The organism is Pseudomonas sp. GW822-FHT04C11 (genome assembly GCF_058800905.1).
This window is the reverse complement of sequence record NZ_JBXAMS010000019.1, coordinates 128,733-145,931: the sequence shown is the minus strand read 5'-3', so window position 1 is coordinate 145,931 and position 17,199 is coordinate 128,733. Positions and strand designations below refer to the sequence as shown.

Below are 17,199 nucleotides of genomic sequence, written 5' to 3'. Positions count from 1 at the left end.
GTAGGTCATCGTCAAGATTAAATTCCGAAACCCCAATTGCGAAAGCAGTTGGGGTTTTGTTTTGCCTGCGAGAAAGTGCCCGGACAACCTGACTAGGTTGCCCGCGCCAGCTTCCACTGCCTGGCCAGATGCACATAGACAATCACGTTGATGAGAAGCACCAGGCAGCCCAGCCCTAGCTGTATCGCCGGTGTCAGTCCCGCCGGGTATATCAACGGCCACACATAGTGCTCGATGAAACTGTCACTGTAACCGTCCTGTCCGGCAGATTGGCGCCAGAGGTTTTCCCAACGGGTCAGTGGGCAGGTCAATTGAAAGACTTCGACGACCACGCCCCACACGGCTGCCGGCACGTGCCACCAGATCAAGTGCCGCCATTTGAGCGTTAACAGTCCGCCGAAAAGCACGAACAGAATGAACATTAGATGAAACAGTACCAGCCCGTCGGCGGCTATTCGGTAAAGCATGACGACTCCGTCCTCTGATTGTTTTCCATAGCCGCCGAATATGCGGTTTTGTTGAAGTAAGGCTGCTCGCCTTCACCAAAACCACACGTTCACGCGGTGATTTTTTGTCCTGTCTCTCGCCACCTATACTCAAAATACCATGGCTGGAAATGCTGCTCGTTCCGTTCGGACAGCGTAAAGGTTAGCGCTGCCGTGTCATTTCTAGGGGACTGCGATCTTGAATCTGCGTTTCCTGCACGTTGTCTTGTTAGTGGTGTTGGCAGGATGTGCCACAGTACATCGTGCCTCCGAGCCGACTGCGCCGGTTGTAATCTCGGAAGCGACCTGGCAGCAGATTGATCAAGACATAGACACCGCATCGTTGGCCTCCAAAGGCGTAGTCAAGCGTTACACACGCAGCGCCATGGAGCGCTGGAGAGAGCTGGTCTACCAGCGTACTGAAACAGACTTCATCCCATGGTTTACCAACTATTGGACCCAGCAATGGCTGTCTGCGAAGGTGGGCTGGTACAAGATGAGCAGCGGAGGAGAGGTCGATCCAGTGGTAAACCGGCTAACGGTCTATCTACAGGAGCAATACCATGAACGCGTGCTGGACCCCGTCGCCAAGGTCACCGATCCCAACGCGATCATGGTTGACGCAATTGCTCTGTATTTACAGACCCTCGACGCGCATCTCGTGGAGATCCAGCAGCACTACAGCGCACCTCAAGATCAATTCGACCGTCGACTCAACGACATTCCGGCAATTGCGCTGGCACCTCCGCCCGCACGCAACGCTTCGCTCTATCAAATTGCTCATGCTGAACCGGTTACCAAACTGCCAGCCTATCAGGCCTTGATCGAACGGGTTCGCAGCGCTAACAGCGGCGCGGGAGCCGGGTTATCGGACGCCGGTATATCGTCGGTGGCCAAGCGAGCCGGCGAAAAACTCGAAGCCGAGATTGCCACGCGCAGTGCCGCCGGTGCTGTTGCCGCGGCAGTTGGCCGAGTAGCGGGGGCAGTAATTTCTGTGGTGTCGGCGAGTGTTGGTGCTGTCTCGAACGAGCATGATCGGCCGGAGACGGAAGCGCAGCTACGCAAAAGCCTGGGCGACGCGTTCGACAAAGCGTGGCTTGGGTTGATAGAAAACGAGGCCAATGGGGTAATGGCGGGGGTCTACTACATTTCGGGGCAGATAGAAGGCAGTCTCGCCAAAAACCTGCCGCTCGTGCCCGAACCTGCACCGCTGGAGTCTCCTCTGCAAGGCGGTCAGGCTCTTCAGTAGGAAAATAGCCTACCTCTGCTACTCAACAGGTGGACATCCATTGAGGGGCGCGCTGGCCATTTTGCTGATCAGGCCGGCCAGTCGTTTTACGTTATTTTGATGAGCCACCACCAGATCATCAACGGTCGATCCCGCCGGTGTTTGCAACGTTGTGCGGCAGGTCAGCGGTGCGCTATTTGCATCGGCTCCCGAAGTCCTCAGGCGCCATTTCACATCGACGAGTGCGTACTGACCGGGGACAGAATCAAAACGCTGCACATCGACCCGCAGCGAGACATCGCGCTGAGATGTCGTGCCAGACAGTTGATTGAGCAAGGCACTTTTCAACTCGTCGGACAGGCTGGCCCCCCACCATTCGGTTTCCAGAATTGCCAGGCCGCTGTTGCCCTGACGAATGACGATTTGCGGGCGGTCGACCTGAGGCGGCACGGTGACCCGTTCAATCTGGATATCTGCGCCGCCACGCGCGCCTGCGGCCAACTGGGCCGGGATCAGGGTATGGTAATGAATCGGATCACTGCGGCATGCGACGAGCAACACCACCAGGCTGAGCAACGAAACTTTCAGCGATAAAGGCACGGGCTTGCTCCTGGGTCAGTTGCTCGAAGACGGCTGCAGGTCTTGTGTCGGGGCACCTTTGGGGCGCCCGCGCAACAGGGATTCAGGATGACGAGTCAGGTAGTCTGACAATTCACGCAGCGAGCGTGATGCGCGTCCGAGTTCGTCCAGGGTTCCACTCAATTGCTCACGTTGTGGCGAGCCTTCGGCGAGGGTCGAACTGGCCGATTGCAGGGTTTTACTCAAGTCCTGCAAGGTGTTCTGTACACTTGGTAGCGTCGTGCTGTTGACTTGTTTAAGGCTTTTGCGCAGTTCTGTCAGGTTGTCATCAAGGTTATTGGCGATGCGCTCGATCGGCAGTTTGTTGATCTTTTCGATCACTGCCTGAAACTGCTCTTGCAACTGCTCGAGGCTCGCAGGAACAGTGGGTATCCGCATTGGCCGGGCGTTGGGGTCGAAGGCAACTTTTTCGGCTTTAGGGAAGAAATCCAGTGCAATGTACAGCTGTCCGGTCAACAAATTGCCACTGCGGGCCTGGGCGCGCAGGCCGTTTTCGACAAAGCTGTCCATGAGTCGATTAACCGCCTGTTCGTCGTCGGGGTTGTAGTTCAGGGCCTTCAGCATTTTGATATGGGCCTGGCCCAGACGTTGCGGATAGATCACGATGCCCACGTTGATGGGGAAACTGTGGGCCTTCTCATCGTAGTCCAGATTGATCGCGACCACCTTGCCGATATCCAGTCCCTGGAATTCCACGGGGGCATCCACCTTCAAGCCGCGCAACGCCTGATTGAAACGCAGCGACAGGAATTGCGCCTTGCCGTTGGGTGGGGCAAGGGCGGTCTGTTGATTGTCGAACAGCTCGAAGCTCCTGTTTTCGGCCGCCGGTTGGTCGTTGGGACTGTAGTCTGGAGCACGAAAGGTAATGCCGCCCACCAGCAAGGCTGACAGTGACTCGGTTTTGAACGCAAAGCCATTGGCGCCCACATCGATGGCGATACCGCTGACGTTCCAGAAACGAGTGTTTTCAGTGACGTAGACATCGTTCGGCGCCTTGACGAAGACCTGGATGTCCACCCCCTTGCCCTCGGAATCCAGGGTATAGGCGACCACTTGCCCCACCGGGATTTTGCGGAAGTAAACAGGAGAGCCAATTTCCAGTGAGCCGAGATCCTGGGTGTGCAACATGAAATGCTTGCCCGGTTCACCAAAGGTGAGGGGGAGCGGGGCTTCAAGACCTATGAAGGTTTTGGCGCGGGCATCGGCGCGACCGGCGTCGGCACCGACAAAGGCGCCCGAGAGCAACGTGTCAAATCCAGACACGCCGCCGGCACCAATGCGTGGCCGCACGACCCAGAACTTCGAGTCTTCGCGGGTGAAGGATTCCGCCTGTTTGACGAGTTTCACCGTGGCGTTGACGCTCTTCTGGTCATCGCTCAATTCGACCTCGGAGACATGGCCGATCACCACGTTGCGGTATTTGACCTCGGTCTTGTTGGCGATGAGACCTTCGCCAGTCTTGAAGTTGAGAATGATGGTTGGACCTTGTTGCAGTATGTTGTGCACCACCAGGGACACCCCGACCAGCACTGCGACGATCGGCACGATCCATACCAGCGAAATACTCCAGCGACGGGTCTTGATGTTGGCATGGCCGGGGACTGGCTGTCCCTCAGCGGCTTGCGACTCCATCCATGACCTCCTTGGATTTTCGGTTTTCCCAAATCAGGCGCGGGTCAAAACTCATTGCCGAGAGCATGGTGAACACCACCACCAGACCAAAGAACAGTATCCCCTGGCGGGGTTCGATATCGCCCAGCGCCTGGAACTTCACCAGCGCCGCTACCAGTGCGACGACAATTACATCGAGCATCGACCAGTAGCCGATCAGCTCGACAAAACGGTAGAGTTTTGAACGCTCTTTGCGAGCCCAGAGGCTGCCGCGTTGTACCGTGATCAGCAGCAGCGAGAGGGCCACGAACTTGATGCCCGGCACCGCAATACTGGCGATGAAAATGATCAGCGCAATGTCCCAGGCACCATGCTCCCAGAACTCCAGCACGCCGCCGATGATGGTGCTTTCAGAGTCGCTGCCCAACATGCTGGTGTTCATCACCGGCAACAGATTGGCCGGGATGTAAAACACCATTGAGGCCAGCAGGTAGGCCCAGGTTCGGGTCAATGAGTTGGCTTTGCGGGCATGCAAGGGGGCGCCACAGCGCTCGCACTCGTGTGGGTGGTCGGTCATGTCACAGGCATTGCCGCAGCTGTGGCACAGGCAAAGGTTGAGATCGCGGGCTTCAGGTGCTGTGTTCATAGGGTGTCCCACAGGTCGCGAACATCGCGGCCGGCAATCCGGATCAGCAGCAAGCTCAGCACCGAGAGGGCAAACAGGCCGATGCCCGGTAGCACATCAAGCAGACCTGCAAGTTTGAACACCGAGACCAGCGCCCCCAGTAGGCAAACCTCAAGCATGCTCCAGGGCCTTAGCGTTTCCAGCCAGCGCATGCACAGCCTGAATGCCGGTGAGCGCCTGGCCGCCAGGGCAAAACTCAACACCCAGACCAGCAACAGCAGTTGAATGATGGGGGCGATGATCATGGCGATGGCCGCGACCATGGCCATGAAGGTGATCGGCCCCTGGCTGAGCGCCAGCACCGAGTCCCATAAAGTGGCGCTATTTTTCAGGCCTTTGAGGCTGATGCTCATCACCGGATAGAAGTTGGCAAAAATCCACAGCACGGCGGCCGTCAGGCTCAAGGCCAGGCGTTGCTCCACTGACAATCCGTTGTAGCGCTGAAGTACCCCGCCACAACGCGTGCACAGGGCAGTTTGATGTTTGGCGAGCGCCACTTTTTCATACACGCAATCGCAATGTTCACAGATGATCAAATGATCAGTCCTGGTCATGGTTCGCGCTCAGGGGAAGTCGGAAGCTACAGGCCGTTAAATGAATATAGAAGCCCCTCGCGATAGAGCAAATCCAATGTACGAGACTGAGGCAAGACGGGGTGGCAAGCGCTGGTAGCTTGTGGCTGTCACAACCAACAACTGCGAGTTCTTGAGGACCGAGAGCGCGCAGTCAGTGGTTTGGGTTGATGGGCGAGAGAAGTTATTCGCCGCGGATGTACTGCTCCAGTTGCTGGATCAGCTCGGCCTGCTCGGCAATGGCTTCCTTGACGAGGTCGCCGATGGACAGCAAACCCAGCAGTTGACCGTTTTCCACCACCGGCAAATGACGCAGGTGCTTGTCGGTCATGATATTCATGCAGGTTTGCACGGATTGATGGGAGTCCACCGTGATCACTGGCGAGTTCATAATGTCGCTGACGGGCGTGCCGACCGAAGAGCGACCTTTGAGCACCAGTTTGCGCGCATAGTCGCGCTCACTGATCACGCCAACTATTCGACCGTCTTTGAGTACCGGCAATGCACCGACGTTTTTTGCGGCCATGACCATCAGGGCTTCGAGCACCATCTGATGCGAGTTGATGGTATGAACCTGCTGGTTCTGTTCGGCCTTTAACTTGAGCAGTTGCGCGACGGTCTTCATGAGGGCCTCTCCAGTGTTGTATTTATCAGGCGTCGCCAAGCGCGTTGACGCTTATACAGAATCATAGACGCAGGCCAACAGAGCAAGAGGGCAAAGCGGCATTCAGGGGTTCTAAAAACGTCATTGAAGGGAGTTTGCGCTATAGGCAGTGCGGTTTCGCTGTTGGCAGTCGCTGATAGCCCGGGCGGGCTATCAGCGTCGTGGCACGCTCGCTTAGCAGTAGCGATCGATCACGCACACACCGGACTGGCCCTGTGCACTCTTCCACGCCTGATTCAGCGTCTCAAGAACACGCCCGACAAAGTCTTTGTCGGCGGCAGCTTTCTTGCCAACATAACCCTGGCCGCGACGGTACATCTTCAATCGGGCACGCAAGTCATGCTTGTTCTTTTCGAACTCATCTTCATGAGCGTGGGGCGACAGGCAGTCGATATGCACCTGGCCAGACTCGGCAATCCAAAGGATATGGCTGTCATGGCTGTCTTTGTGTGCTGCGAACATCCGAGCCAGTTCATCAATAGTCGGTTGATTGTTCAGATTCATTTGTAAGCCCCTTGACCAGTGTTTGATCTGTCTAGTTGGTTCGCTAATTCACTTCTCTGCATCGGTAAGTTGATATCTGGTACCGAAACCAGGGCGACAGTGGGTGTCTGCCGAATATCGGCAGGGCCTTGAGCAGGATGCATGTAGTCTTGCCGAGAAACTGCTACGCACGTACGGCACAGCGGGGAGAAACAGCGATTACCTGGACGTTGTTACCGACATTATTCAGCTCGGCCACAAGCATCTTGAGGATTGATCGCCAGCGTTTCTCGTCCTTGTACTGGACGCTCATGCTGGGTCAGCTTCATCAATCTGCCTTGTGGGCAGTACACATCCGGGAGCAGCTCGGCGGTCAGTCGAGCTTTTTCACAACACTTTTGCCAATGCTCCCGATCGGGGAGACGTCCGCATCATGCAAGGGGAAAAACAACTCGTCAACGGTTTTGTAGTGAATATTTTAAATCACTACATAAAACGCTATGGCGCCCGCAGGGTCGGCCTAGAGCCTTGTCCTACAATCACTTGCCCGGCAAACGCAAAGGCAGCCGTGAGCACCGATGACGCGTAGAATCACCCTGTGAAATAGTCTTCGAGGTTGCAGTGGTGGATTTACAGCAGGGCTTCGTCTTGACCCGGCATTGGCGCGATACCCCGGCCGGCACGCAAGTCGAGTTCTGGTTGGCGACCGATCAAGGCCCAAGGCTTGTCCGGCTGCCGGTTCAGCCGTCGGTGGCGTTCATTCCCGAGCAGCAGCGCGAGCGGGCCGAGTTGCTGTTGCGCGGCGAGCAGGGTGTCGAGCTTCGCCCGCTGGGGTTGCAGGATTTTCAGCATCGGCCGGTGTTCGGGCTGTATTGCCAGCAGCACCGCCAGTTGATGCACCTCGATACGCTGTTGCGCAGGGCCGGTGTCGATGTGTTTGAGGCGGATATTCGTCCGCCGGAACGCTACCTGATGGAGCGCTTCATCACCGCGCCGGTATCGTTCACGGGAACGGCGGACGACTCAGGCACACTGCTCGACGCTCATCTCAAGCCTGCGCCTGGCTATCGCCCACGGCTGAAGCTGGTTTCGCTGGATATCGAAACCACCGAGCAGGGCGAGCTGTATTCGATTGCACTGGAAGGCTGTGGTCAGCGTCAGGTCTACATGCTCGGGGCGCCAAATGGCGATGACTCGTTGGTGGACTTTGCGCTTGAGTACTGCGACTCACGAACCCTGTTGCTGAAAAAACTCAACGAGTGGTTTGCGCTCCACGACCCCGATGCAATCATCGGCTGGAACCTGGTGCAATTCGACCTGCGCGTGCTGCACGAGCATGCCCGGCGGCTGGCCGTACCGTTGCGCCTGGGGCGCGGTGGCGAGGAGATGCAGTGGCGCGAACACGGTTCGGGCAACAATCACTTCTTTGCCGCAGCGGCAGGCCGACTGATCATCGATGGCATCGAGTCACTGCGCTCGGCGACCTGGAGTTTCCCCTCGTTCAGTCTGGAGAACGTCGCGCAGACGCTGCTCGGCGAAGGTAAGTCGATCGACAATCCGTACCAGCGCATGGACGAAATCAACCGCATGTTCGCCGAGGACAAGCCCGCGCTGGCGCGCTACAACCTCAAGGATTGCGAGCTGGTCACGCGGATATTCCACAAGACCGAACTGCTGACCTTCTTGCTCGAGCGCGCCAGCGTCACCGGTTTACCGGCCGATCGCAGCGGCGGTTCGGTTGCCGCGTTCACTCACCTCTACATGCCGTTGATGCACCGTCAGGGCTTTGTCGCGCCGAACCTCGGCGAGCGTCCTCCGCAGGCCAGTCCCGGCGGGTTTGTCATGGACTCGCAACCGGGGTTGTACGAATCGGTGTTGGTGCTCGACTACAAGAGCCTGTACCCGTCGATCATCCGGACCTTTTTGATCGACCCGGTGGGGCTGGTGGAGGGCTTGCGCCACCCCGACGACAGCGAGTCGGTGCCGGGTTTCCGTGGTGCACGTTTCTCGCGGACGCGGCACTGCCTGCCAGCGATTGTCGCCCGTGTATCGCAAGGCCGGGAAGTTGCCAAGCGCGAGCACAATGCACCGCTTTCCCAGGCGCTGAAAATCATCATGAACGCCTTCTATGGCGTGCTCGGCTCCAGTGGCTGCCGGTTTTTCGATACGCGCCTGGCGTCATCGATCACCTTGCGCGGGCATGAGATCATGCTCAGGACTCGCCAGCTGATCGAGGCGCAAGGGCACGTGGTGATTTATGGCGACACCGACTCGACTTTCGTCTGGCTGCGGCGTGCTCATGGTCAGGAAGAGGCGGCGCAGATCGGCCGGTCTCTGGTCGAATACGTCAACCAATGGTGGCGCGAGCATTTGCTGCAGGAGTTCGGTTTGCACAGCGTGCTCGAACTGCAATTCGAAACGCACTTTCGACGGTTTCTGATGCCGACCATTCGCGGCGCAGAAGAGGGCAGCAAGAAGCGCTATGCCGGGCTGGTGACGCGCGCCGACGGCACTGACGAAATGGTCTACAAAGGCCTGGAAACCGTGCGCACCGACTGGTCGCCGCTGGCCCGGCAATTTCAGCAGGAGCTCTACCTGCGGATCTTTCACCGTCGGCCTTATCAGGATTACGTTCGCGAGTTTGTCCGGGCGACGCTGGCCGGTGAGCATGATGACTTGCTGATCTACCGCAAGCGTCTGCGCCGGCCATTGGACGACTATCAACGCAACGTACCGCCCCATGTGCGGGCCGCACGCCTGGCCGACGAATACAACGATCGACTGGGCCGGCCACTGCAGTATCAGCGCGGCGGCTGGATCAGTTACATGATCACGGTGGCGGGACCCGAACCGCTGGAAACCCGCAGCGCGCCGATTGACTACGACCATTACGTCAGCCGCCAGCTGCAGCCGGTGGCCGACGCGATACTGCCGTTTGTCGATGATGATTTCAGCACGCTGATTGGCGGGCAATTGGGCTTGTTCTAAGCCTCAGACCATCGCCAGCGGATGTTTGCGAGTGGGCGCGCCAAACGCTCGATCCAATGCCTGAAGATCTTCATCATCGAGCTTCAGTTCGCCGGCGGCAGCGTTCAACCGCACGTGTTCTGGGTGTACCGCTTTTGGGATGGCAATCACGCCGTCCTGACGCAGAATCCAGGCCAGTGACACCTGGGCCGCAGTGACGTTATGGCGTGCGGCGATCTGCTTCAGTGCCGGCTCGACCAGAAGGCCCCCGGCCTGGGCAATCGGACAATATGCCATTAACGGCATGCGCTGTTGCTGGCACCAGGGCAGCAGGTCGAATTCGATGCCGCGCTCCTCAAGGTTGTAGAGCACCTGATTGGTCGCGCAGGTTCCAGGGCCCAGTTCATGCAGGTCCGCCAGATCGAAATTGGACACGCCCCAACGGCCAATCTTGCCGTCGTCGCGCAGGCGTTCGAACGCATCGACGGTCTCTGCGAGCGGGAACTGGCCGCGCCAGTGCAGCAAATACAGATCGATGTAGTCGGTTCCCAAACGGCGCAAGCTGCGTTCGCAGGCCAGAGGAATACCGCGTTGGCTGGCGTTGTGCGGGTAGACCTTGCTGACCAGAAACACCTGATCGCGAACACCGGTAATGGCTTTGCCAACCACTTCCTCTGCGCCGCCCTCGGCATACATTTCTGCGGTGTCGATCAAGGTCATTCCCAGCTCGATGCCGGTGCGCAATGCAGCGATTTCACGGGTTCGTTGTTGCGGATCTTCACCCATGCGCCAAGTGCCCTGACCAATGACAGGGACGGGCACCCCAGCCAGTTCAAGTGTACGCATCACAACCTCCAGACGAGACTTGATGAATAGAAATTGGGCCGCAGCGAAGCCAAGAGGTTCTATCGCACACTCGACGCCATCCATTGCATATATTTAAAAGGAATAAATATCTAGTTATTTATTCCTTTGTTCTTTGTTCAATCAAGTGCATTTTAAGGCCATGCACAGCCGTGCTCATGTAGCCATTTCGACAGGAAGCCTAGCCATGACCATCAAAGCAATCAACGTCCGCAATCAGTTCAAAGGCATCGTCAAGGAAATCCTGGAAGGGCCGGTGGTCTCTGAAGTCGATGTACAAACCGCTTCCGGGATTGTCACTTCGGTGATTACCACGCGTTCGATTCGCGATCTCGAGTTGGTGGTGGGCAGCGAGGTCATCGCGTTCGTCAAATCCACCGAGGTCTCGATCGCCAAGCTCTGACGCGGGGGCGGCAGCTTCGAGTTCAGCGTCACGCTCCCCCACAGAACTCTCAAAAGCCCCCACATTTGTTCTCTGTACTCAGATACTCGTGAAACTATTGTAAGCATCCGGCCAAGTCATCTACCTGCACCAAACGCCAATAGCGATAAAGGCAATGACGTCCACTTATTTCTAAGCGGACGTCATTGCCCTCATTGGAGCGCCAAATGCGCCATTCGGTTTTTAAAGTCTCCCTATTCGGTCTACTCTTCCAGCAATCAACTCAGCAGATACACCGGAAAACACTCACACAAGTGCATCACCCTGCGCCGGATGTTATCCAGCAGCGCCGCGTTGTTCGGTTGTTCCAGCAGGTCGGCGATCAGGTTCGCCACTTCAGCGCACTCAGCCTCGCCAAAGCCCCGGGTCGTCAGTGCTGGCGTGCCAATGCGGATGCCGCTGGTGATTGCCGGTTTCTGCGGGTCGTCGGGAATCGCGTTTTTGTTTAGCGTGATGTGGGCGCTTTCCAGCAGCGCTTCGGCATCTTTGCCGGTGATGTTCATCGAGCGCAGATCGAGCAGGAACATGTGGCAGTCGGTGCCACCGGACACCACGCGCAAACCACGACGGGTCAGGATGTCGGCCATGGTCCGGGCGTTGTTGATCACCCGTTGCTGGTAATGCTTGAACCCATCGCCAAGGGCTTCGTTGAACGCCACTGCCTTGGCCGCGATGACGTGCATCAGCGGCCCACCTTGGTAAACCGGGAAAATCGTCTTGTCCAGCAGCGCAGCGTATTGCGCTTTGGCCAGGATCAGACCGCCGCGCGGGCCACGCAAGGTTTTGTGCGTGGTGGATGTGATGAAGTCGGCGATGCCGACCGGTGACGGGTATACGTCCGCCGCAATCAGCCCCGCGTAGTGCGCCATGTCGACCATCAGGTAAGCGCCGATTTCATCGCAGATATTGCGAAAGCGCTGGAAATCAATGGTTCGGGAATACGCCGAGGCCCCGGCAATGATCATCTTCGGCCGGTGCTCCCGGGCCAGCGCTTCCATTGCGGCGTAGTCGAGGGTCTCCGTTTCCTTCTCCAGTCCATAGGAAAATGCCTTGTAGAACTTGCCGGAAAAATTCACTGACGCGCCATGGGTCAAGTGCCCGCCATGAGCCAGGGACATCCCCAAAATCGTGTCGCCGGGTTCGAGCACTGCCAGAAACACTGCTTGGTTGGCTTGGGACCCGGAATGCGGTTGGACGTTGACGTATTCACAATTGAACAGTTTGCGGGCGCGCTCGATGGCCAGGTTTTCAATCTCGTCGACGACCTTGCAGCCGCCGTAGTAGCGCTTACCCGGATAGCCTTCGGCATATTTGTTGGTGAGCACCGAACCCTGTGCCTGGAGCACTTCTTCGCTGACATAGTTTTCTGAGGCGATCAGCTCCAGGTGGGTTTCCTGGCGGTTGCGTTCGCGGTCGATCAAGCGGGCAATGGTGGGGTCGAAATTCTGCAGGCTCATGGTGTGATTCCTTAGGTAAGCGCTTCGGCCAGCGGTGCCAGCGCGTGATGCGGCTGCATCCGTGATTGGCCTTTGGTCGAGTCAGATAGAAAAATGGAGGTGTCTTTCAGGCCGCTGCCGGTGATCAGGATCACGCTGGCGATGCCACCACCGACCACAATGAAGTCGTAGCGAGCGGTTATGGTCGGCTGCCCTCGGCGATGACGGCGGCTTTGCTTTCCCGGGTGTAAGTCAGTACGAAGTGCGCCGCGAGACCGAAGATCAAACCCCAGAAAGCGGCGGCCAAACCGAGGAAACTCATGCCCGAGGCGGTGACCAGGAAGGTGATCAGCGCCGCTTCACGTTGCTTCTCGTCCGCCATGGCGCCGGTCAACCCGGCGCTGATTGCACCGAACAAGGCCAGGCCGGCGAGGGAGGCAATCAACTCTTTAGGCAGGGCAGAAAACACCGAGGCCAGGGTCGCGCCAAAGGTGCCCATCAGAATGTAGAACACCCCGCAGGCAATCCCGGCGACGTAGCGTTTGTCGCGGTCTTCGTGGGCTTCGCGGCCGGTGCAGATCGCCGCCGTAATCGCTGCTAGGTTAAAGCCGTGGGAGCCGAACGGGGCCATCAGAATCGAGCCAATCGCGGTGACCGAAATGATCGAGCGCGCCGGGGTGTTGTAGCCCGAAGTGCGCAACACCGCCATGCCGGGGACATGCTGGCCGGTCAGGGTCACCAGAGCCAGTGGCAGACCGATGTTGATGATTGCGTGCCAGCTCCACTCGGGGGCGATGAAGATCGGGTGGGCCACGGCGATGGTGATCGAACTGCTGTTGAGTTCACCGAACGAGGCGGCCACGGCGCAACCGATAATCAGCACCGAGAGAATCGCGTAGCGCGGCGAAAAGCGTTTGAAGATCAGATAGGTCGCGATCATCGACAGCACCAACGCCGGTTGCAGCTTGATCGAGGTGAACAGCTCTGCGCCGAAGCGAAACAGAATACCCGCGAGCATGGCGGCAGCGATGGCTTTGGGCAGGCGACTCATCAGTTTGTCGAACGCACCGGACAAACCGACCACGGCGATGATTACCGACGCCACGACATAGGCACCGATGGCCTGGGGCAGGGTAACGGTGGGCAACATCGATACCAGCAATGCCGCACCCGGCGTCGACCACGCGGTGATTACCGGAATCCGCAGGCGCCAGCTCAGGAACAGGCCGGTAATGCCGCTGCCGATGGAAATGGCCCAGATCCACGAAGACACCACGTCGTTGGGCAGATGGGCTTCCTTGGCTGCCTGAAACACGATGATCAAAGGGCCGGCATAGGAAATGATCACCGCGATGAAGCCCGCAATGACCGCTGACAGGGATAGATCCTTTTTGAGTGTGTCCATGATGTCTCGATTTGGCGCGGCAGAGTCGCGCAGTGATCAGGTGGGGAGGATTGAGTCGATTGATTCGATTATAGATGAGTGTATTTGATTAAATTGAGTTGATTCAATGGGTGGTGAGACTGTTATGAGATGTTTTCTTGCTATCAGTGCCTGTTTTTTGGTCGAATGTTATTTAATTGATTGATTTGTAAGCATATTAATACTCTAAAAAATATCTTCAGGTTGCGATGCATACCGATTCAATTGTTGAGTCAATCGACTCAATTTACTGATTGAGTCGATTGATTAGTTGCCTAACCTCCATGTGATATGCTCGGATATTCATCATTTCTACGATGGGCAGTGAACATTCATGTGGGTTCCCCAGCTAAGCGAGTTCAGCCAGCCGATGTATTTGTCGATTGCCGATGCGTTGGCGCGCGATATCAGCAGCGGCGTGCTGAGCGAAGGTGATCGTCTGCCGACCCTGCGGGAGCTGGCCACCACCTTGAATGTCACGCCGGGCACCATCAGTCGGGCCTACAGCGAAGCCCATCGACGTCGTCTGGTGCAGGGGGAAGTGGGGCGGGGCACGTATGTGCTCAATCAAAAGCAACTGGAACTGCCAGCCGGCAACAGCGCCGCGTCGCTGAACCTGGGGCAATCCGAATTACTCGATCTGTCGATCATCAAGCCCAGCAGCGAAACCCTGGAATACTGGTTGCGCGGTGCGTTGGTGGGCATGGCCAAGAGCACCGACTTCGCCCGTACCCTGGATTACGCGCCGGACGGCGGTCACCCGGCTCATCGCGAAGCGGGTGCGCAGTGGTTGCGCCATTCGTTGCCCGATGCGCAATGGCAGCAAGTGGTGATCACCGCCGGTGCCCAGCATGGCTTGATGGTCGCGATGAGCGCCCTGACCAACGCCGGTGACCTGGTGCTCTGCGAAGAACTTTGCTACCCCGGCATCATTTCCCTGGCTCATGGTCTTGAGCGCCGCCTGCGTGGCGTGCCGATGGACGATGAAGGGATCATTCCCGAAGCGCTGCGCGAACTGTGCCTGCGCGAGAGGCCAGCGATGCTGGTTTGCGTCGCGACCTGCCAGAACCCGACGGCGGCGATCATGTCGCAAAAACGCCGAGCACAAATTGCGGCACTGGCCGAAGAGTTCGACTTCATCATCCTGGACGATGACATCTACGGCTTCCTCGCCACCGATCCGTCGATCAAGCCGTTGTCGGCGTTTGCGCCGGATCGTTCGGTGTACCTGACCAGTCTGTCGAAATCGGTGATGCCGGCGCTACGCATCGGCTATCTCTATAGCCCGCCCAAATTGCTCTCGCGCCTGACCTCGATGGTGCGCAGCAGCGTCTGGATGCCGTCGCCGCTGACCGCGCAATTGGCCAGCAATGTGATTACCGAAGGCCTCGACAAAAACCTGATCCGCATCCAGCGCAACGAAGCCGCCGGGCGGCAAGCGATTGCCCAGGAAATATTTGCCAATTTCGAGCTCAAGACCCAGCCGTATTCCTACCACGTCTGGTTGACGCTGCCTGAGCCATGGACCAGCGACGAGTTCGCCATGCTGGCTCGGACTCACGGAGTGCTGGTGCTCAGTGGCACGCAATTTCAGGCCGAACGTTCCGGGATTACCCGCTGCGTGCGGGTGGTGCTGATGTCGCCCACCAGCCAGGACGAATTGCGCTTCGCCCTGACCAAGCTGACCAGCCTGATCGATTCCGACCCGCGACGTTACTACTGAGATCACGAGGGCGGCCTGGAAGCAAAAAGGGCGCCCGAGGGCGCCCAAAATCACCTTAACCGAGGAGCCAGGTGAGGCCGTTCGTGTAACTGCGGCGGTGGTAAGGCGCTGCGTGAACGGAATTGCGTGACACGCCCGAAGGCGCACCGTTATCTATTCAGCGCTGTCGCGGTGAAACGCGACGGCGTTAAGCCGTCGCACCGATCTGTTGGGTAGCAGGTCGTTGTGAAGCCGGTTGCTTCCAGGATTCGCTGGCGGTCTGATCCATGGCTTCCTGGATCGCACGCTTGCGAGTGGCTTCGGCCTTGCGGCTGAAGTACCAGACCATGAAGGTCACGATCGATACCGCCAGCAGAATCAGGCTGGCCACGGCGTTGATCTCGGGTTTCACGCCCAGACGCACAGCCGAGAACACTTCCATCGGCAAGGTCGTGGAACCCGGCCCGGAGACGAAGCTCGCCAGCACCAGATCGTCCAGCGACAGGGCGAACGACATCATGCCGCCTGCTGCCAGCGACGGCGCGATCATTGGAATGGTGATCAGGAAGAACACCTTCAATGGCCGGGCACCGAGGTCCATCGCGGCCTCTTCGATGGACAGGTCCAGCTCACGCAAGCGCGCCGATACCACCACTGCTACATAAGCGGCGCAGAACGTGGTGTGGGCGATCCAGATGGTGACGATGCCGCGTTCCTGCGGCCAGCCGATCATCTGCGCCATGGCCACGAACAGCAGCAACAACGACAGGCCGGTGATCACTTCCGGCATCACCAATGGTGCAGTGACCAGGCCGCCGAACAGCGTGCGGCCCTTGAAGCGGGTGACGCGGGTCAGCACGAAAGCCGCCAGCGTCCCCAGCGCAACCGCCGCAATCGAGGTGTAGCAGGCAATTTCCAGCGAGCGCACTACCGAGCCCATCAGTTGAGTGTTGTCCAGCAGGCCGACGTACCATTTCACTGACCAGCCGCCCCAGACCGTCACCAGTTTGGAGGCGTTGAACGAGTAGATCACCAGGATCAGCATCGGCATATAGATGAACAGCAGGCCGAGCACCAGCATCATTCTTGAAAATCCGAAACGGTTCATGCCCGTCCCTCCATCTCTTTGGCTTGGCTACGGTTGAACAGGATGATCGGCACAATCAGGATCGCCAGCATCACCACCGCCAACGCGGACGCCACCGGCCAGTCACGGTTGTTGAAGAACTCCTGCCACAGCACGCGACCAATCATCAGGGTTTCCGGGCCGCCGAGCAGCTCCGGAATCACGAACTCACCGACCACCGGAATGAACACCAGCATGCAGCCTGCGATGATGCCGTTCCTGGCCAGCGGGACGGTGATTTTCCAGAAGTTGTTGAAGTTGCTTGAACCCAGGTCCGATGCGGCTTCCAGCAGACTGCCGTCATGCTTGACGAGGTTGGCGTACAGCGGCAGCACCATGAACGGCAGGTACGCATACACCACGCCGATATAGACCGCGGTGTTGGTGTTGAGGATTTCGATCGGCTCTGAAATCAGCCCGGTCCAGAGCAAGAAGGCATTGAGCAAACCGTTGTTGCTGAGGATGCCCATCCACGCATACACGCGGATCAGGATCGCCGTCCAGGTCGGCATCATGATCAGCAGCAGCAAGACGTTCTGCGCTTCCTTGCTGGCCTTGGAAATGGCGTAGGCCATCGGGAAACCGATCACCAGGCACATCGCCGTGCTGAGGGCGGCCATTTTCAAGGAGCCCAGATAAGCCGAGATGTACAGCTCATCGTCGCCCAGCATGGCGTAGTTGCCGAGGTTCAACAGCAGCTGGAATTTCTGCTCAGCGAAGCTGTAGATCTCGGAGTAGGGTGGGATGGCCAGGGCTGCTTCAGAAAAACTGATCTTCATCACCAGGAAAAACGGCAGCATGAAGAACAGGCACAGCCACAGGAATGGAATACCGATCACGACTTTACGGCCGCTCGGCAAAAACCGCTGAAA

At 58.0% G+C, this 17,199-nt stretch carries 17 protein-coding genes; 4 read left to right on the top strand and 13 right to left on the bottom strand.

Going from position 1 to position 17,199, the window contains the following annotated elements:
• Window positions 1–92: 92 nt before the first annotated feature.
• Window positions 93–467: a DUF2784 domain-containing protein gene (locus tag AC1RJ3_RS25650; RefSeq protein ID WP_493081225.1), complete on the bottom strand. Its 375-nt coding sequence runs from the start codon at window positions 465–467 to the stop codon at window positions 93–95.
• Window positions 468–684: 217 nt separating this feature from the next.
• Here AC1RJ3_RS25650 and AC1RJ3_RS25645 point away from each other — a divergent pair, with 217 nt between their 5' ends.
• Window positions 685–1,734: a hypothetical protein gene (locus AC1RJ3_RS25645; RefSeq protein ID WP_054598139.1), complete on the top strand. Its 1,050-nt coding sequence runs from the start codon at window positions 685–687 to the stop codon at window positions 1,732–1,734.
• An 18-nt stretch (window positions 1,735–1,752) separates the two neighbouring features.
• Here AC1RJ3_RS25645 and AC1RJ3_RS25640 read toward each other — a convergent pair whose 3' ends face one another.
• The 6 genes from AC1RJ3_RS25640 to AC1RJ3_RS25615 all read right to left on the bottom strand — a co-directional run bounded on the left by AC1RJ3_RS25640 (window position 1,753) and on the right by AC1RJ3_RS25615 (window position 6,388).
• Complete coding sequence (locus AC1RJ3_RS25640) at window positions 1,753–2,313, bottom strand: PqiC family protein (RefSeq protein ID WP_493081223.1); 561 nt, start codon at window positions 2,311–2,313, stop codon at window positions 1,753–1,755.
• Window positions 2,314–2,328: 15 nt separating this feature from the next.
• On the bottom strand, window positions 2,329–3,984 hold the full coding sequence (locus AC1RJ3_RS25635) for a PqiB family protein (protein ID WP_493081221.1): 1,656 nt from the start codon (window positions 3,982–3,984) through the stop codon (window positions 2,329–2,331).
• Window positions 3,965–4,609, bottom strand: coding sequence for a paraquat-inducible protein A (locus AC1RJ3_RS25630; protein WP_054598136.1), 645 nt, complete (start codon window positions 4,607–4,609; stop codon window positions 3,965–3,967). Before AC1RJ3_RS25630 ends, AC1RJ3_RS25635 begins: the two co-directional genes overlap by 20 nt.
• Entirely contained in the window at window positions 4,606–5,202 is a 597-nt protein-coding gene (locus AC1RJ3_RS25625) for a paraquat-inducible protein A (protein ID WP_103320248.1), read from the bottom strand. Before AC1RJ3_RS25625 ends, AC1RJ3_RS25630 begins: the two co-directional genes overlap by 4 nt.
• 202 nt (window positions 5,203–5,404) lie before the next feature.
• Window positions 5,405–5,845 (bottom strand): CBS domain-containing protein, encoded by a 441-nt coding sequence (locus tag AC1RJ3_RS25620; protein WP_054598134.1) that lies wholly within the window; start codon window positions 5,843–5,845, stop codon window positions 5,405–5,407.
• A 213-nt stretch (window positions 5,846–6,058) separates the two neighbouring features.
• A complete protein-coding gene (locus AC1RJ3_RS25615; protein ID WP_427534299.1) occupies window positions 6,059–6,388 on the bottom strand; it encodes a hypothetical protein in 330 nt (109 codons plus the stop codon).
• A gap of 603 nt (window positions 6,389–6,991) precedes the next feature.
• On the opposite strand from AC1RJ3_RS25615, the gene AC1RJ3_RS25610 reads away from it, so the two are divergent.
• Window positions 6,992–9,355 carry a DNA polymerase II gene (locus tag AC1RJ3_RS25610; RefSeq protein ID WP_162491275.1) on the top strand — a complete coding sequence of 788 codons (2,364 nt, stop codon included), beginning with the start codon at window positions 6,992–6,994 and terminating at the stop codon, window positions 9,353–9,355.
• Between the two features lie 3 nt (window positions 9,356–9,358).
• On the opposite strand, the gene AC1RJ3_RS25605 is transcribed toward AC1RJ3_RS25610, so the two are convergent.
• Window positions 9,359–10,180, bottom strand: a complete 822-nt coding sequence (locus tag AC1RJ3_RS25605) for an aldo/keto reductase (RefSeq protein WP_054598131.1) — start codon at window positions 10,178–10,180, stop codon at window positions 9,359–9,361.
• A gap of 205 nt (window positions 10,181–10,385) precedes the next feature.
• Between AC1RJ3_RS25605 and AC1RJ3_RS25600 the strand changes: the two genes are divergently transcribed.
• Window positions 10,386–10,601, top strand: coding sequence for a TOBE domain-containing protein (locus tag AC1RJ3_RS25600; protein WP_054598130.1), 216 nt, complete (start codon window positions 10,386–10,388; stop codon window positions 10,599–10,601).
• A 257-nt stretch (window positions 10,602–10,858) separates the two neighbouring features.
• On the opposite strand, the gene glyA is transcribed toward AC1RJ3_RS25600, so the two are convergent.
• Genes glyA through AC1RJ3_RS25585 form a run of 3 tightly spaced genes read right to left on the bottom strand, consistent with a single transcriptional unit; the run spans window position 10,859 to window position 13,481 of the window.
• Complete coding sequence (glyA, locus tag AC1RJ3_RS25595) at window positions 10,859–12,097, bottom strand: serine hydroxymethyltransferase (protein ID WP_054598129.1); 1,239 nt, start codon at window positions 12,095–12,097, stop codon at window positions 10,859–10,861.
• Between the two features lie 11 nt (window positions 12,098–12,108).
• Window positions 12,109–12,231 carry a hypothetical protein gene (locus AC1RJ3_RS25590; protein ID WP_256583741.1) on the bottom strand — a complete coding sequence of 41 codons (123 nt, stop codon included), beginning with the start codon at window positions 12,229–12,231 and terminating at the stop codon, window positions 12,109–12,111.
• Between the two features lie 44 nt (window positions 12,232–12,275).
• On the bottom strand, window positions 12,276–13,481 hold the full coding sequence (locus tag AC1RJ3_RS25585) for a benzoate/H(+) symporter BenE family transporter (protein WP_493081217.1): 1,206 nt from the start codon (window positions 13,479–13,481) through the stop codon (window positions 12,276–12,278).
• Window positions 13,482–13,833: 352 nt separating this feature from the next.
• On the opposite strand from AC1RJ3_RS25585, the gene AC1RJ3_RS25580 reads away from it, so the two are divergent.
• Entirely contained in the window at window positions 13,834–15,222 is a 1,389-nt protein-coding gene (locus AC1RJ3_RS25580) for an aminotransferase-like domain-containing protein (RefSeq protein ID WP_054598127.1), read from the top strand.
• Between the two features lie 187 nt (window positions 15,223–15,409).
• Here the strand turns inward: AC1RJ3_RS25580 and AC1RJ3_RS25575 are convergent, their stop codons facing one another.
• Both AC1RJ3_RS25575 and AC1RJ3_RS25570 read right to left on the bottom strand, forming a co-directional pair.
• On the bottom strand, window positions 15,410–16,309 hold the full coding sequence (locus tag AC1RJ3_RS25575) for an ABC transporter permease subunit (RefSeq protein ID WP_103320239.1): 900 nt from the start codon (window positions 16,307–16,309) through the stop codon (window positions 15,410–15,412).
• Window positions 16,306–17,187, bottom strand: a complete 882-nt coding sequence (locus tag AC1RJ3_RS25570) for an ABC transporter permease subunit (RefSeq protein ID WP_162174759.1) — start codon at window positions 17,185–17,187, stop codon at window positions 16,306–16,308. Before AC1RJ3_RS25570 ends, AC1RJ3_RS25575 begins: the two co-directional genes overlap by 4 nt.
• Window positions 17,188–17,199: the final 12 nt, after the last annotated feature.

Coding starts and splice junctions, on each gene's coding strand:
- AC1RJ3_RS25605 (WP_054598131.1), bottom strand. CDS start 10,180: ATGCGTACACTTGAACTGGCTGGGGTGCCCGTCCCTGTCATTGGTCAG.
- AC1RJ3_RS25615 (WP_427534299.1), bottom strand. CDS start 6,388: ATGAATCTGAACAATCAACCGACTATTGATGAACTGGCTCGGATGTTC.
- AC1RJ3_RS25620 (WP_054598134.1), bottom strand. CDS start 5,845: ATGAAGACCGTCGCGCAACTGCTCAAGTTAAAGGCCGAACAGAACCAG.
- AC1RJ3_RS25625 (WP_103320248.1), bottom strand. CDS start 5,202: ATGACCAGGACTGATCATTTGATCATCTGTGAACATTGCGATTGCGTG.
- AC1RJ3_RS25650 (WP_493081225.1), bottom strand. CDS start 467: ATGCTTTACCGAATAGCCGCCGACGGGCTGGTACTGTTTCATCTAATG.
- AC1RJ3_RS25580 (WP_054598127.1), top strand. CDS start 13,834: ATGTGGGTTCCCCAGCTAAGCGAGTTCAGCCAGCCGATGTATTTGTCG.
- glyA (WP_054598129.1), bottom strand. CDS start 12,097: ATGAGCCTGCAGAATTTCGACCCCACCATTGCCCGCTTGATCGACCGC.
- AC1RJ3_RS25600 (WP_054598130.1), top strand. CDS start 10,386: ATGACCATCAAAGCAATCAACGTCCGCAATCAGTTCAAAGGCATCGTC.
- AC1RJ3_RS25635 (WP_493081221.1), bottom strand. CDS start 3,984: ATGGAGTCGCAAGCCGCTGAGGGACAGCCAGTCCCCGGCCATGCCAAC.
- AC1RJ3_RS25585 (WP_493081217.1), bottom strand. CDS start 13,481: ATGGACACACTCAAAAAGGATCTATCCCTGTCAGCGGTCATTGCGGGC.
- AC1RJ3_RS25575 (WP_103320239.1), bottom strand. CDS start 16,309: ATGAACCGTTTCGGATTTTCAAGAATGATGCTGGTGCTCGGCCTGCTG.
- AC1RJ3_RS25630 (WP_054598136.1), bottom strand. CDS start 4,609: ATGAACACAGCACCTGAAGCCCGCGATCTCAACCTTTGCCTGTGCCAC.